The following is a 15746-nucleotide window of genomic DNA, read 5'->3' as shown; positions in this document are numbered from 1 at the left end:
TCTTGGCATAAGGGACGTTTTTGTGCTATCGGACATTGCTAGGTTGCGATGGTTTTAAAGTTGCCGGTACCTAAAAAAGGCCTTCCTATTATTGAAAGGCCTTTAATAACAAGTAATTCAAAGGGTACGATGGTTACCGAACGGAAATGGTCTTACGGTATTCGTTTGTACCATCCTCGACAATCACCGTATAATCTCCAGGATATGCACTTTGGAAATTATAGATTCTGCCCACCGCCAATTCTCCTCGGACTACCTGACTATCTATGACTTTATTTTCACTGTTGCATATTTTTACTTTGATGGATGACTTGTCTTTGTTTAGGAGACTCAAATACACTTTTTGGCCGGATACTCTTAAGTTGGGGGATGTCGTATTGGTTCTTCTGGAAATTTGATGGATACCATTGGCATCCAATTCAAGGGTGAATGTCACCGCACCGTCAGAATTGTTGGCTTTGAAATAATAGGTTCCCGCCTTCAGATGTTTTAGGATATATTTCTTTTGATGTTTGCCTTTTACGATTTCATCGCGATGGATTGTCTCTTCCTTTGCGTCCAACAAGCGGATTTGGGTAGCACTATCCGAAGCGGTAGATTCAACCAGCAGAGAGCTTGAATCCGTACTGATAGTTAAATCGATAGATGGTTCCTTGGTCAAACCTGTTGCACTTATCATTAGGATACATACTGCGATGAGATTTCTTTGTACTGATTTCATGAAGTTTTGTTTTTTAATGATGAATGATTCTAGAACAAACCTATGAACTAAAGTTTTGATATTGTGGGCCTTGCGATGAAATGGGAATAGTCTGCGATGAATTCTGAATTATGATCGGCAAGTCTTTTATGCTTATGGGTCAAAAAAATGATTCCTTTAAATTAGGGACAAGTTCCAGATGACAAAAGTGTGGGAGAAAAAGCAGTCTGATGCTGTTTTTCAAGATGTAACGAATTTTTGCGGTTCATTCAGTTCGAACGCCGACCCCTTGAAGATTCTTAGAGGTCAATTTTTTATTAAAAAACGGTATGGTTCGCCTACCAGCAAGATTTTGATATAAGGATTTGATTGGGGTCGAGATTATCGGAAGCGGATAGCTTTAACGATGGCCTTTTAAATGTGCTGTGGGGAACACCGTTCCTTGAGGGTCAATATGTTTTCAATTCCTAAAGAAATGTTAAAGAAACGGAACTTTATAGGGGTTAAAACTTTGAGGTCGGTATTATAGACATAAGACAGATAGTAGTTTTTTAAAACTTACTTTTTGTTCGGTAAAGTGCATGATACTAAAAACATAGATGCATTTTAAGTTTAGTTATTGGGGAGGCCATTCATTTGCCTCCCTTATTTTTTTAGAAACTTTGTGCCCATGATTTATGATAAAAGTGGTTTCCCAAATACCAGTATAAAGATGGATTCAAATTGTTCTCCAAGCTTTACACGAAGAATTTGGAAAGCCTTTGTAATTTGGGCCTCCACAGTTTTAACCGAAATCCCTAGATGTAGTGAAATTTCATTATTGGTCAACCCTTCTTTTTTGCTCAGATAGAAAACTTCTTTACATTTTGGAGGAAGTTTTTCTATTTCATTGTAAACTATCTTAATCATTTTAATAATGGAACTTTCGTCCGTTTCCTCAATGATCTGATCTAGTGTTTCAATGTATTTGTATTGGAGCACCATTTGGGATTTGTCTTTTTGGTACTGGGTGATGAACTCATTATGCACCGATTTGAAAAGGAAGTTTTTAATTTCATATTCGCTGCTCAACTTTTTTCGGAACTTCCATGTGTTCAAGAATACATTTTGAACGATATCCTTGGCCAAGGGAGGGTTTTTTACCAAAGTCAAAGCATATGCATACATCCTGTCCCCATAAGTATCCACAAGATATTCATAAGCTTTTTCCTTACCGTTGTTTAAATCTTTTACCAGTAGTTTGTTGTGGTTATATTTCATGATATCAGAGTATTCTGAAACTAAAAGTAAAAATTTTGAGAATATTAAAAAAAAATACATAAAAAATTAGGGTATTGTAATTTTGCTTGGTAATAACATATAACGAGCAATTAAAAAGCAAACGAAGAACATGAAATCCCTTCTTGTAAAATTTTTGTGCGATTCGGCAAATAGTCAGGATCTGGACAAATTGAACGATTGGGTTCAAGATGAAAGATATGCTCGTACCTTTAAGGAATATGTGAAAACACATTTTGCAATTACAATTTCAATGAACAAGACCGACAAGGAGGAAATAAAGAAAAAACTTTTGAAGGAAATTAGGAAGGAGAAGAATTATGCCTTCCGTAGAACTACGACAACCTTTCTTCGCTATGCTGCAATAGTGATCTTTATTTTGGGAATGGGCTATGTTTTTAAGGATGAATTTTATAAAAGGAAAGAAATTCCACAGCAAAGCATTGTTCCCCGAACCGATCAAATAACCTTAAAATTGGGCAATGGCGAGGTGAAAGTGCTCAATACAGACGATGATGCGAACATACAGACTTCCAACGGAAAATGGTTGGGGACAAAAAAAGGAAATACATTGGAGTACGGAAAAGAGACTGCTGATGGGGAATTGGTCTACAATACCTTAAAAGTGCCCAATGCCAAAAGGTTCAATATAGTACTTTCTGACGGCACAAAGGTTCATCTAAACTCAGGGAGCTCACTACGGTACCCTGTCAATTTTTCGCACAATGGCAAAAGAGAGGTTTTTTTGGAAGGTGAAGCTTTCTTGGAAGTTGCCCACGATAAGGAACATCCTTTTGTGGTGAGGGCAAACGATCTTAATGTTGAGGTATTGGGTACCCGGTTCAATCTTTCCAATTATGGTGAAAAGAGCAGTACCGAAGTGGTTTTGGTTGATGGACTGGTAAGTCTTGAAACGGCCAGTGAATCTCCAAAAAGTAGTAAAATGATTTTGGAACCCGGTTTTATGGGCTCTTTTGATCAAACCACAAAAGATATCTCCAAGGAAAAGGTAAATACTGCATTATATACATCGTGGATAGATGGGAACATTGTCATACGGGACGAGTCTTTTGGGGATATCCTTATAAAATTGGAACGGTTCTATAATGTGACCATTATAAACAACAATGAAAAATTGACCAAGGAAAGGTTCAATGCCACTATAGAAACAGAAAAAGAATCAATAGAGCAAGTCTTGAATTATTTCAAGCAGGTTTATCAGATTGACTATGAAATAGTCGAAAACAAAGTAGTAATTAACTAATAAAACTAAACATTCCTATGAACTTCACACTCTCACCCTTTTACTGACGTCACGTCAAAAAAAAAACGGGAAATGTGACACCATTTCCCGAAAAGTCAGTGACCCATTACAAAAATTAATCACTAAAACTCAACCAAAGTTATGAAAAGCTTATGGAAGTCTGGGCATGATTCGCCTTGGACACTAAATTTACACCTCAAAATGAAGGTATCGCTCATTGTATTGTTTACGATTACCTTATCGCTACAAGCCAAAAATTCATATTCACAAGTGACCAAGATCACCTTGGACATGCCATCGGCCACTGTAGCCCAAGTCATCGATGAGATAGAATCGACGACAGAATTCACGTTTATTTTTAAAACTACATCCGTTAACCTTGATCAAAAAGTATCCTTAAAATTCCGAAAAGCAAACATTCAGGAAGTGCTGAACAAATTGTTTCGTGATATGGATACCCAATATGAAGTGCTGGACAGGAAAATAATCCTTACCAAAAGTCCGCCCTTACGTAATAGTAGTGGAAAAGTAGATGCACAAAAACCCGTTCAATTCCAAGTGTCCGGTACGGTTTTGGATTCCCAAAATATACCGTTGGGAGGAGCCAATATTGTTGAAAAGGGAACCTCCAATGGAACACAAACCGATTTTGATGGAAATTTTACCTTGAACATAGCAGATGGGAACGGAACGTTGGTAGTCTCATACATTGGGTTTGCATCCAAAGAGGTTCCCGTGAACGGTCAATCAAGTATTTCGATAATCCTACAAGAAAGTGCAGCAGGACTGGATGAGGTTGTTGTTGTAGGATATGGTTCCATGAGCCGTAAAAATTTGACCAGTGCCATTTCATCCGTAAAGGCCGAGACCTTTGAGGAACGACCAATTTTTGATGTTTCTCAGGCCATTCAAGGCAATGCAGCTGGAGTTAACGTGGTTCAGCCTTCGGGTAAGCCCGGGGCCACCATGGAAGTTAAAATCCGTGGAACAAACTCAATCAATTCTGGTACAGGGCCCTTATATGTTGTCGATGGAATCCAAACCTACGATATATCCGGAATCAATCCAGCGGATATTGTGGACATGAACATTCTTAAAGATGCTACTTCCACGGCCATATATGGTGTAAACGGTAGTGCAGGGGTCGTGGTGATAACCACCAAACGGGCAACGGCCGAAACAGAAGGTCAGTTGAACTTCAATTCCTACGTAGGAGTATCCAATGTGGTGAAGACCATAGATGTCCTTAATCTAGAACAGTACAGAGAGCTTGTAGGAGAAATCCGCCCATCTTACCTCGATGTGGTGAATTCCCCAAAATATGAAGGCATCAGTACGGATTGGACAGATGAAGTCTTTAGGACAGGGGTAGACCAGAACTACAACCTTTCCTATACCAAGGGATTTGAAAAATTCAGACTTTTGGCATCCTTGGGCTATCAGTCTATAGATGGCATCATGGCCTCTTCAAAATTCAACAGACTTTCCGGAAGAATCAATGCAGACGTGGATATATCCAAAGGGATAAAATTGCACACCACCTTGAATTATATTAGATCCTATCTGAACAATACCTCGGACAATGTTAGTTCTGCACGGGGAGGTGTTTTGCTCAGTACATTTACCACGCCACCATTTTTACCTGTATTTGCAGATGACCTTAGGGTAAGAAATGAAAATCAAGATGGGGAACGTGACGGTCAATTTGCCCTTAACCCTTTCCAGTCCTCCTGGGAAAACCCCTTGGCATTTGCCTCGGCACAGGATGAAACTTGGGTGAACAGGTACATGAGCAGCGTTGGACTGGACATTACATTGGCCGAAGGCTTGGTGTGGAAACCTAGTTTTACTTATGATGATACACAATCTACCCGAGATCAATTCACGGATAGGTACAGGTCCGCCTATGGAAGGCTAGCTGCCACAGCAGGCCCACCTACCAATGCCAATGCGCCATTATCCAACCCAAACTCTACTACTTTGGATACCAGGGTGCCGGCACTTCGATCAGAGATTACACAAAGCAACTACAATATAGAGAACACCTTAAGCTATGAATTGACCTCTGGAGGCAGCCAGTTCAACTTTTTGGTAGGTAACTCCATCCAAGAGTTCAAGTATAAGCGACATGGATATGCAGGAAACGGATTTCCGATAGAATTAAGGGAGTTCAATTATAACCTAGCAGAGACCAAGGCAGAATCTGTGCACGAAAATATTGTAAGGTATGCCTCAGTTTTCGGAAGAGTGAACTATACACTTAAGGACAAATATATTTTCTCTGGGGTTTTTCGTGCTTCAGGTGCCTCGCAATTGGCATTGAATAATAAATGGGCCTTTTCGCCCGGTGTTTCGGCAGCATGGATTCTTTCCGAAGAGTCCTTTTTGCAGGATAGTGAAACCATTAGCGAACTTAAGTTAAGGGGAGGATGGGGTAGAACCGGTAACGTTTCCGGCATACCACCATATTCTTCCTATGCCATCTCAAGACCGGACAGGATTATTCCAGAGCCCATCACATATTCGTTGAGCCAGTTCGAAAACTCCGACCTCACTTGGGAAACCACCGATGATTCCAACTTGGCACTTGATTTGAGTCTATTCAATTACAGGGTCAGTCTAACCGTTGATGCCTATTACAGAAAAACGAAAGACCTATTGCTCAACATTTCGTTTCCCTTCAATGCATCCGTACCCTACTTGGTCAATGCTGGTGATTTGACCAACAAAGGTTTGGAATTTACTTTGGATACTTGGAACATACAGACAGAGGATGTAAACTGGAATTCTTCCTTGAATGTTTCCATAAACCGAAACAATGTGGACGACATTCGTTATGTAAAGGCATTTACCCTAGGATTTTTTGAAAGGACCACCGAGTACGCTGCAAGGCTTACACCGGGACAGCCTATAGGTTCTTTCTTTGGGTATAAAGTAGATCAGGTAGATCCCGCCACTGGAAAATTGCTTTTCCAAGATGTCAATAATGATGGAAAAGTTGATGCGGGAGACCGTACATTCATAGGCAATCCCCATCCGGACTTTACTTTCGGGTTTACCAACAACTTTACCTATAAAAATTTCTATTTGGATATGTTGATCTCTGGGTCTGTAGGCAACGATGTAATGAATGCGACACGTTTGGACTTGGAATCCATGGTGGATTTTAGGAACCAATCCACAAATGTGCTCAGAAGATGGCAAAACCCAGGGGACATTACAGATGTTCCAAGAGTCAACGATTTGGAATCGGTGGTGGTATCCGACCGGATTGTGGAAGATGGATCTTTTGTAAGGTTAAAGTCCCTTACGTTGGGCTATAAGTTCAACAATGTACTCTCAATGGACAGTTTCAATGTGTATTTAACAGGGCAAAACCTGTTGACCATCACGGACTATTCCGGTTTTGACCCGGAAGTAAATGCCTATAGTGGAAGGAGCAACCCCACCTATGGAATAGACTATGGAACCTATCCACAGGTCAGGACCTTCATTTTGGGAATAAAAGCGCGTCTGTAGTTCTAAAATTTTAAAGTATACATCATGAAAAACAATAAAAGATATTACATAAAAACTTTACTTATCGTTGCCCTTACAGCGATATCGTGTGAAGATTATTTGGATACCGAACCCATAACCGAGAACGTACAGGAAGCCATTGTTCCCATTGAGGATGCTGCCGACGCAGAGGCCAAAGTAGGCTCCATTTACGCCTCGTTGGGAATAGACCGTGTTGTGTTCGACCCCATAACAAATGCAGATGGGCAAACCGATGTAGCCTATGCAGGAGGGGATAACCCGAACAATTTTCAACAGGACGAATACCGTACATTAACCACCAATGCCAACGTTCTTAGGGATTGGGATTATTACTACAACATTATTTTTCAATGTAATTTATTGATCAATAATGTGGATGATGTAGCGGATTTGTCCGACCAACGTAAACGTGAGATCAAAGGAACTGCATATTTGTTCCGCGCATATTTTTATTTTATGATGACCAAGTTGTGGGGAGAAGTTCCTATTGTTACCACTTCGGTCACCTCGATCAATTCGGAAAATTTTGAAGAGATCTACGCCGACCTTTTTCCTGCAAAATCATCTTATGATGATATTTACAACTTAATGGTCAGTGATTTGGACTATGCTAAGGAAAACCTACCTGTTTGTTCCGATCAGAACAGTCTTAGGGCAAATCAAGGAGGAGCTTATGCCATGTTGGCCAAAATATATGCGACCTGGCCAGGCGGACAAGATTGGGACAAGGTGATAGAGAACTGTGATCTTGCCGCGCAAGGCAGGGCCTTGGTGGACACCTACGATTTTCTGTGGGATGGAGAACATGAAGCCAATTCTGAAGGCATTTGGGTCATTGACGGATACAACCAACCCCTTGGAGGACCGCGAATTTCAGTGAACATCTTTTTTGGCACCCAATACAAAAAGTTCGACACACCATCTCATGCATTGTATGAGGCCTATGTAAATGAGAACGATGACATTCGACGAGAAACTACCATTGTGTTCTCGGACGAAGTTCCTGAAAAGTATCCCAATGAAGGAGATTATGCAGGTATTTTCGAATCTGTTCCCGTGGTTCCATGGTCAGATCCCTATTGGTCATCGGATCATTTTCCATTTCCCAACAAGTTCAGGATTGTAACCAGAGATCAAAACCTTTATTGGTTCCGACTTTCCGACATTCTTTTGTTGAAATCGGAAGCCTTGGTCAGAAAAGGACAGTTGGGCCCTGCGGAAACCTATATCAATATGGTTCGAAACAGGGTAGAGTTACCGGATGTTACCTTCAACGATGAGAACGATGCCATTGAAAAGCTATTGCACGAGCGCTATTTGGAACTGGCCTATGAAGGCCACAGGTGGTACGACCTCAAGCGAATGGTGAGCAGCTCCGAGATGATCAGTATTCTGCAAAGCGAGCAATATAGGGATTCAAATGGGGAGTTGGTGCCCTTGCCCTATGTTGGAAATTTGGCAGAGTACAAATTGTTGATGCCCATACCGCAGGTAACCTTGGACGTAAATCCAAATTTAGAGCAAAATCCCGGGTATTGATTGCCCGGGACAATCACACAAAATGAATAAACGTAAACCAACAAATTAGGATTCATGGTACAAGCAAATGATTATGATGCCATTGTAGTAGGTTCCGGTATTACCGGAGGGTGGGCCGCAAAGGAACTCTGCGAAAATGGTCTAAAAGTATTGATGCTGGAACGTGGACGCGATGTTCCACATATTGAAGGCTATACAAATGCCACCAAACAACCTTTTGAGTTTGAGCATAGGGGCATGTTGACCCGGGAAATGGTCGAAGAAGGAAAAACAAATGCAGTACGGGAGTTTTTCGTCAATAGAAAGGACTATCCCTATATAGAGAAAAAACCCTATCGATGGAACAGAGGGTACCAAGTGGGTGGACGCTCCTTGGTCTGGGGGCGACAATGCTACCGTTGGGGCGACCTTGACTTTGAACAGAACGCCAAGCACGGTATCGCCATTGACTGGCCCATCCGCTATAAGGATTTGGAACCTTGGTACAGTAAAGTGGAAAAATTCATAGGGGTCAGTGGCTCCAAAGAAGGACTTGACCACCTACCGGATGGGGAATTTTTGCCACCAATGGAACTGAGCTGTTTGGAGAAGGAGATGCAGAAAAGGTTCAAAAAGATCTATGGGGACAATCGACATTTCTTCATTGGTCGTACGGCAAACGTATCCATACCGCATAAGGGCCGTAACTGTTACTACAGGAACAAATGTGTGTTGGGCTGTCCCTTTGGCGGATATTTCAGTACACAATCCTCCACTTTGCCAGCGGCGATGAACACAGGAAATCTCACGTTGCGTCCATTTTCAATAGTGAAGGAAGTACTATACGATAAGGACAGTAAAAAGGCGACCGGCGTCGAAATCATTGATGCAGAGACCAAGGAAACTATCCAATACACTTCAAAGGTTGTGTTCTTATGTGCATCCAATGTAAACTCAGCTTATATATTGATGAATTCTGCCAAAGATATTTGGCCCGAAGGTTTGGGAAGTAGCAGTGGCGAACTCGGCCATAATTTTATGGATCATCATGGAATTGGAGCTTGGGGCGTGTTCGAGGGCATGGAGGACAAATACTTTTATGGAAGGCGTCCCAATGGAATATTCATCCCAAGGTTTAGAAATGTGGGCAACGACAAACAGGACTTTATCGGGGGCTATGACTTCCAAGGAAATGCCCGAAGGGATGGTGCCGGGGGTGTTGGTAAAAACTATGTGGGCAAGTACATAGTGGACGACATTCCGTTGACGGAACTAAAGGCAACATTGACCAAACCTGGACAATGGGGCTTTGAATACACAGGATTTGGGGAAACGCTTCCTTATCATGAAAATAAAATCTCCATCAGCGATACCGAAAAGGATCAATGGGGCATGCCACTTGTCGAAATTGATGCAGAAGCCAAGGAAAACGAAATCAAAATGGATAAGGATATGGCAAAAACCTCTGTGGAGATGTTGGAATCCTTGGGCTTTAAGGATGTTAAGCAAAAAGAAGGAAGAAAAGTCGGGGATAGACGAATTGGTGCCACACACGAAATGGGCCTTGCCCGTATGGGAAAAGACCCCAAGACCTCGGTGCTCAATAAGCACAATCAGGTATGGGATGCCAAGAATGTATTTGTCACAGATGGGGCCTGTATGGTTTCCTCAGCGTGTCAAAATCCTTCATTAACGTATATGGCCCTAACGGCCAGAGCGGTCAATTTTGCGGTGGGGGAACTCAAACGTCGTAATCTATAGATAAACAAGAAATAAGGATTCTAAAAATCATACAAAATGAATAGAAGAAAAGCCCTATTACAGACATCGCTTATCGTAGGATCCACAATTTTGGTCCCATCTTGGCTTACTTCCTGTAAAAATACCAGCAAAGGAGGTGTGGCCTATCAAGGCGATATGGCCGAGATGTTAGGAGAGTTCTCGGACACACTTCTGCCCACTACTGAAGATTCGCCCGGGGCCAAGGCAGCGGGGAATGGTCCGGTAATGCAAACTATTATAAATGATTGCTACACACCAGAGACTGCAGAAGCCGTAGCCATGCTGTTGGGGGATATCGATCAAGAGAGCCAGAACAAGTTCAATACTCCTTTTGTGGAACTTGACCCAGCCCAAAGAGTGGAGATTCTTACCCCTTGGGATACCCAGAAAGATGAATTGTACGTGAATCTTAAGGAGTTGAGTGTATATGTGTATTTCACATCCAAAATAGGCATGCAGGAAGCACTTCGATATACCGAAGTGCCAGGCAAATTTGATGGATGTGCAGATTATAAGGAAGGGGACAAGGCTTGGGCCTGGTGTTTTTTCTCATACTAAAATGATCAAAATTGATATGAACGTTTTGAAGCCAATAGTTGTTTTGTCGGTTTTGTTGATGATGGGGACATCTTGCATTGTTGCCCAACAAATACCGATTGATAGTATATTCTTGTTCACAAAAACGACCCCCAACAATATTCATCGACCTGCCATAGAAGCAGGAATCAAGGCAGTGAAGAAAATTGGGGAGCAGAACAAGTTGTATGTTGAGGTTTCGGACAATCCTGAAGATTTTAATCGACTAAATCTAAGCAGATATGGGGCCGTGGTAATGATAAGTGCCGGGCCCCGTGTCCTAGATTCCATCCAAAAGGACGCTTTTAAGGAATATATCCGTTCTGGAGGAGGGTTTGTGGGCGTACACAGCATTGCCGATCGCAATTGGCCCTGGTATATGTCGTTGATAGGCGGTACAGAGGCCAACCATCCGGAGCCCCAAGAAGGATTGGTCACAAACGTATCAAAGGGCAATCTGCTCTTTGAAGCTGAAAATGGTCCATGGATCATTAAGGATGAGTTCTATAATTTCAGGGATATACATAACGATATCAATGTAGTTCTCCATATTGATGAAGCCTCGTATTCGGGTGGCGAGGTAGCTAAAAACCACCCTGTTTGTTGGTACCGTGAGTATGATGGTGGCCGGTCTTTTTATTTGGCACTTGGCCACTTTTCATACCATTATACCAATAGGACATACCTTAATTATTTGGAAAACGGCATTTTGTATGCCATTGGGAAAAACTGAACACAAAAGGCATTTTTAGAAAAGTGCCGGACTTTTAAAAAATAGTGCATGAGCAAACAAAGACCTTTACTCGTTTTATTTTTATTGGCCATCATCTTTCCATTGATGACGTGGGGCCAAAAAGCGGATCGTATTCTCATTTTTACCAAGACCCGTGGATATGCGCACGCTTCAATTCCGGCAGGTGTTGAGGCCATGCAAGAAATAGCGGCGAAGAGGAACATCCAAGTGGATACGACCTCGAATGTGGAATGGTTCACTTCGGAAAAATTAAAACCCTATGCAGCATTGGTTTTTATAAGTACCAATGGCTCCGTCCTAAATGAGGAACAACGGGAAGCCTTTAAGGAATATATCCATTCCGGAGGTGGTTTTATGGGCGTTCATGGTGCATCGGCGGGTGCCCGTACTTGGCCTTGGTACCAAGAGATGGTTGGAGGTGCCTTTAGCAGCCACCCAGAGCCAAAAGAAGGTGTTCTTTTACGGGGAAATTTGCTGCATCCCATAAATCGCGACTTTCCCGAACACATGGTCTGGAAGGATGAATGGTACAACTTCAGCCAAGTTGAAGAAGGTCTCACCATATTGCTCTGGGCCGATGAGGCCAGTTATATAGGTGGGGAATATGGAAAAAATCACCCCATAGCCTGGATCAGGGATTTTGAGGGCGGCAGGTCGTTCTACACCGCTCTGGGTCATTTTTCGTACCATTTTACCGATGCCATTTTTAGGAAGCATCTGGAGGCCGGCCTATTGTACGCCATGGGAAAGGATGCTGAAACGGCATCTTTTTGAAAAAAATCAAGATAAATCATTCAATGAAACGCACTAACATAAAAACCAAACCAATGTCCAACAATACTCATCTTCATATCCTTTTTTCAGGAATACTGCTCTTTGTGTTGAGCATCAATACAGTGACCGCACAATCAAAATATGTGAAAATTCCCGATGCAAAATTTGTTTCTTATCTGAAGGAAAAAATTCCAACGGCTTTTAAAGGCGACCGTATGGACATCAATAGCGAGGAAGTGAAAACCCTTTCCCGAATTAATGTGATCAATAAGAAAATTACAGATTTTACAGGGATAGAATATTTTGTAGCCCTTGAAGAGTTCAACTGTACCTATAACCTTGCCGAAACCTTGGACCTGTCCAAAAATAAAAAGCTCAAGTCCTTTGTGTGCTGGGAGAACCGGCTTACTTCATTGGATGTATCAGGAAACCCGGAATTGATGATATTGAATTGTGGGGACAACCAAATTTCCTCATTGAATATCAGTAAAAATCAAAAACTCAAGGAACTGTATTGCGAATACAATGATTTGAAGGATTTGGATATCAGCAATAATCCAGATTTGGAGGTGATGTATTGTGCAGCGAACCAATTAATTTCTTTGGACTTATCCCAAAATCCTAAATTGGAACGATTGATAGTTGCGGAGAACCCACTGGAACAAGTTTCCAAAACTTCGATATTGGCAGAAATACCGGATGCAAATTTCAGAAAAGTGCTCAAGGAAATGATACCTAATGCCTTTGTTGGGGACTTTTTGAACACCAAACATAACGATGTTCTTTTTCTACAGGGATTGAACGTGTCCAATGCCAATATAAAATCCTTGCAAGGGATAGCCTATTTTAAAGGACTTGCCCATTTGGATTGTAGTGGGAACAACCTAACATCTTTGGATATTTCCCAAAACAGTAAGGTCACCGCGTTCAAATTTGATGGAAATCCTTTGGAAACCCTTGATATGCGAGGAGTTCGGTTTATTGATGATATTACCGACCTTGCTACGATGACATCGCTCAAAGAGCTGAAAGTACACAGAAATACACGGGATTTGCAGGGCATTATGCAACTTAAAAACCAAAGGGGAGCTGCTATAAAAATTTCTGTTTATGGCGCCCGTCCAGAATCTCACAGCTATATTTTGATCAATTCAAACGATCAGCCAAATCCATCGGACAACAAATACCGAAATAATAGCTGATCAAGGCCCATATTTTTCAATTTTCGTAGGGGTATAAAGGTTTTCCCCAGTATTTATAGTATTCGAACACTTTTCAAACACAAGATAATCCATTGTTTATATGAACAAGGTCAACATCTGGTTTACACTATTCCTATTGCCAATTTTGGGCGTAAATGCTCAAAATACTATTTCGGAAGATCCCCAAAAAAAGTACCAACTTCGAATTAAAAAAGCCGTTTCCCATATTGAGGTCGATGGCAATTTGGACGAAGAAAGTTGGCAACAGGCCTCTGTGGCCAGCAATTTTTGGTTAAAGTTTCCAAGGGATTCCGAGAAAGCCAGTAAAGAAACGGAGGTGCGAATGACCTACGATGACAGGTTCCTCTATATTTCTGCCGTCTGTAGGGATACCAGTTATTACGTGGTCCAGACTTTAAAACGAGACAGTCGTTTTTTTGAGGGCGACGCATTTGGTGTGGTTATAGATCCCGTGAACAGGCGTTCCAATGGATTCCTATTTGGGGTAAGTCCCATGAATGTACAGTCCGAAGACCTGATCAGTCCTACGGCCCTGTCCGACCTTAGTTTTAGTTGGGACAACAAATGGTATTCTGCCGTACAGCAGCACGAGGATAAGTGGGTGGTTGAAATGGCCATACCTTTTAAAACGTTGAGGTTTGAGGCCGAGAACACAACCTGGGGCATCAATTTTTTCAGAAATGATCTAAAACGTAACGAAGTATATTCATGGACCAATATTCCCGTAAATTTTGAAGGCTATGACATAGGATATACCGGTGCTTTGTATTGGGATGCCCCACCGAACAAGACAGGGACGAATATTTCATTGATTCCTTATGTGAGCGGTTCATCTTATCATGATTCGGAAGATGTTGAAGCAGAGGATGAGTACGAGATTGATGGTGGTTTTGATGCCAAAGTTGCCCTTACGTCCTCTTTGAATTTGGATTTAACGGTAAATCCCGATTTTTCACAAATAGATGTGGATGTGCAACAGACCAACCTTACCAGATTCAACCTCCAGTTTCCGGAACGGCGACCATTTTTTCTTGAAAACAATGATTTATTCACCAATTTTGGAAGCCCACCGGCTCGGCCTATTTTTACCAGAGCCATAGGATTGGACAGCAATGCACAGCCCATACCCATTTCGTATGGGGCCCGGATAAGTGGGAATTTGGGCAAGAGTTTCCGTTTGGGGTTATTGAATCTTCAGACCCAGCACAATGATGAGGGCATTGCGCAGAACTATAGCATTTTTGCCTTTAATCAAAGTGTTTTTGATCGTTCCGTGATCAAGGGCTATGTAACCAACAGGCAGGCTGTGGTAAAAAATGAGGGCTTTGATGATGAAAACTATGGCCGCAATGCAGGCTTGGAACTCAACTACAAAAACCTTTCGGGAACTTTGAATCCATGGGTAGGTCTTCATTTGTCCAAAAATCCAACAGAAGGGGTCAATACATTCAGGAATGCTGGACTACTGTACAATAATCGTAATTGGGATATTTTTCTGGATTACTTCGGAATAGATACGGATTATACGGCGGATATCGGTTTTTTAGAGCGTATTCAGAACTACGATGCGGCGAATGATACCATTATACGGCTGGGGTACGAGCACCTTTTCAGTAGGGTACGTTACATTATAAGGCCCAAACAGTCCAAAAAGGTAAATGCCCATCAATTTACCGTCCATTATAGAGGGGATTGGAACCCCGATTGGACCTTTAATGAAGGGAATTTTTTAGTGGGATACGCCACCATGTTTGAAAATACCGGGCAATTTACCTTGGAAATGGAGAGGAACCGAGTGCAACTTTTATATGCCACACTGTTCACCTCTGGACCGCCCCTGCCTCCAGATCTGTATACCCATACCTTGGCTAGGGTAGGGTATACCTCAGATGCCCGTAAGTCATTGGCCTTTGAGACCCAAGTACAGATAGGAGGTTTTTACAACGGAAACTTGAACCGCTATTTGGCAGGATTGACCTATAGGGCACAACCTTGGGGCAATTTTAGTGTGACTTTTGAGCAAAATGACCTTAGGCTCCCAGAACCTTTTGTGAGCGAGAATTTTCTTTTGGTGAACCAACGAACGGAAATCAACTTTTCCAATAAATTGTTCTGGACCACTTTTTTGCAGTATAACACCCAGCAGGACAATTTTAATGTAAATAGTAGGTTGCAATGGCGTTATGCTCCAATGTCGGATTTCTTTATTGGTTATTCGGACAATTATTTCAGCAGTCCCTTTTTAAAGCACAAGAACAGAGGAATAATTTTTAAGCTCAATTATTGGTTGACATTATAAAAATGAATGGGCTATCCTGGTACGTTTTTGAGATTAGA

General features: G+C 41.8%; 11 protein-coding genes. 9 read left to right on the top strand and 2 right to left on the bottom strand.

Annotation, left to right across the window (positions count from 1 at the left end; translation table 11 throughout):
• Window positions 1–133 precede the first annotated feature (133 nt).
• Together GUA46_RS12000 and GUA46_RS11995 are read right to left on the bottom strand one after the other, a co-directional pair.
• Window positions 134–721, bottom strand: a complete 588-nt coding sequence (locus GUA46_RS12000) for a hypothetical protein (RefSeq protein ID WP_176620680.1) — start codon at window positions 719–721, stop codon at window positions 134–136.
• Between the two features lie 654 nt (window positions 722–1375).
• A complete protein-coding gene (locus tag GUA46_RS11995) occupies window positions 1376–1960 on the bottom strand; it encodes an RNA polymerase sigma factor (protein WP_176620679.1) in 585 nt (194 codons plus the stop codon).
• A gap of 130 nt (window positions 1961–2090) precedes the next feature.
• Between GUA46_RS11995 and GUA46_RS11990 the strand changes: the two genes are divergently transcribed.
• The 9 genes from GUA46_RS11990 to GUA46_RS11950 all read left to right on the top strand — a co-directional run bounded on the left by GUA46_RS11990 (window position 2091) and on the right by GUA46_RS11950 (window position 15708).
• Complete coding sequence (locus GUA46_RS11990; RefSeq protein ID WP_176620678.1) at window positions 2091–3242, top strand: FecR family protein; 1152 nt, start codon at window positions 2091–2093, stop codon at window positions 3240–3242.
• A 201-nt stretch (window positions 3243–3443) separates the two neighbouring features.
• Window positions 3444–6761 carry a TonB-dependent receptor gene (locus GUA46_RS11985; RefSeq protein WP_176620677.1) on the top strand — a complete coding sequence of 1106 codons (3318 nt, stop codon included), beginning with the start codon at window positions 3444–3446 and terminating at the stop codon, window positions 6759–6761.
• Window positions 6762–6785: 24 nt separating this feature from the next.
• A complete protein-coding gene (locus GUA46_RS11980) occupies window positions 6786–8321 on the top strand; it encodes a RagB/SusD family nutrient uptake outer membrane protein (protein WP_176620676.1) in 1536 nt (511 codons plus the stop codon).
• Window positions 8322–8375: 54 nt separating this feature from the next.
• A complete protein-coding gene (locus GUA46_RS11975) occupies window positions 8376–10061 on the top strand; it encodes a GMC oxidoreductase (protein ID WP_176620675.1) in 1686 nt (561 codons plus the stop codon).
• Between the two features lie 36 nt (window positions 10062–10097).
• Entirely contained in the window at window positions 10098–10640 is a 543-nt protein-coding gene (locus tag GUA46_RS11970) for a gluconate 2-dehydrogenase subunit 3 family protein (RefSeq protein ID WP_176620674.1), read from the top strand.
• Window positions 10641–10656: 16 nt separating this feature from the next.
• Complete coding sequence (locus GUA46_RS11965) at window positions 10657–11391, top strand: ThuA domain-containing protein (protein ID WP_176620673.1); 735 nt, start codon at window positions 10657–10659, stop codon at window positions 11389–11391.
• Window positions 11392–11439: 48 nt separating this feature from the next.
• Window positions 11440–12186 (top strand): ThuA domain-containing protein, encoded by a 747-nt coding sequence (locus tag GUA46_RS11960; RefSeq protein WP_176620672.1) that lies wholly within the window; start codon window positions 11440–11442, stop codon window positions 12184–12186.
• 53 nt (window positions 12187–12239) lie between these two features.
• Window positions 12240–13388, top strand: coding sequence for a leucine-rich repeat domain-containing protein (locus tag GUA46_RS11955; protein ID WP_176620671.1), 1149 nt, complete (start codon window positions 12240–12242; stop codon window positions 13386–13388).
• A gap of 100 nt (window positions 13389–13488) precedes the next feature.
• A complete protein-coding gene (locus GUA46_RS11950; RefSeq protein ID WP_176620670.1) occupies window positions 13489–15708 on the top strand; it encodes a carbohydrate binding family 9 domain-containing protein in 2220 nt (739 codons plus the stop codon).
• The last annotated feature ends 38 nt before the right edge of the window (window positions 15709–15746 follow it).

Source organism: Flagellimonas chongwuensis (genome assembly GCF_013376415.1).
Taxonomy (GTDB): domain Bacteria; phylum Bacteroidota; class Bacteroidia; order Flavobacteriales; family Flavobacteriaceae; genus Flagellimonas; species Flagellimonas chongwuensis.
The sequence above is the reverse complement of the archived record's forward strand: the minus strand, read 5'-3'. Positions and strand labels throughout refer to the sequence as shown.

What these genes read in the sequence shown, in the direction of transcription:
- GUA46_RS12000 (WP_176620680.1), bottom strand. Translation starts at nt 721, where the DNA reads ATGAAATCAGTACAAAGAAATCTCATCGCAGTATGTATCCTAATGATA.
- GUA46_RS11995 (WP_176620679.1), bottom strand. Translation starts at nt 1,960, where the DNA reads ATGAAATATAACCACAACAAACTACTGGTAAAAGATTTAAACAACGGT.
- GUA46_RS11990 (WP_176620678.1), top strand. Translation starts at nt 2,091, where the DNA reads ATGAAATCCCTTCTTGTAAAATTTTTGTGCGATTCGGCAAATAGTCAG.
- GUA46_RS11985 (WP_176620677.1), top strand. Translation starts at nt 3,444, where the DNA reads ATGAAGGTATCGCTCATTGTATTGTTTACGATTACCTTATCGCTACAA.
- GUA46_RS11980 (WP_176620676.1), top strand. Translation starts at nt 6,786, where the DNA reads ATGAAAAACAATAAAAGATATTACATAAAAACTTTACTTATCGTTGCC.
- GUA46_RS11975 (WP_176620675.1), top strand. Translation starts at nt 8,376, where the DNA reads ATGGTACAAGCAAATGATTATGATGCCATTGTAGTAGGTTCCGGTATT.
- GUA46_RS11970 (WP_176620674.1), top strand. Translation starts at nt 10,098, where the DNA reads ATGAATAGAAGAAAAGCCCTATTACAGACATCGCTTATCGTAGGATCC.
- GUA46_RS11965 (WP_176620673.1), top strand. Translation starts at nt 10,657, where the DNA reads ATGAACGTTTTGAAGCCAATAGTTGTTTTGTCGGTTTTGTTGATGATG.
- GUA46_RS11960 (WP_176620672.1), top strand. Translation starts at nt 11,440, where the DNA reads ATGAGCAAACAAAGACCTTTACTCGTTTTATTTTTATTGGCCATCATC.
- GUA46_RS11955 (WP_176620671.1), top strand. Translation starts at nt 12,240, where the DNA reads ATGTCCAACAATACTCATCTTCATATCCTTTTTTCAGGAATACTGCTC.
- GUA46_RS11950 (WP_176620670.1), top strand. Translation starts at nt 13,489, where the DNA reads ATGAACAAGGTCAACATCTGGTTTACACTATTCCTATTGCCAATTTTG.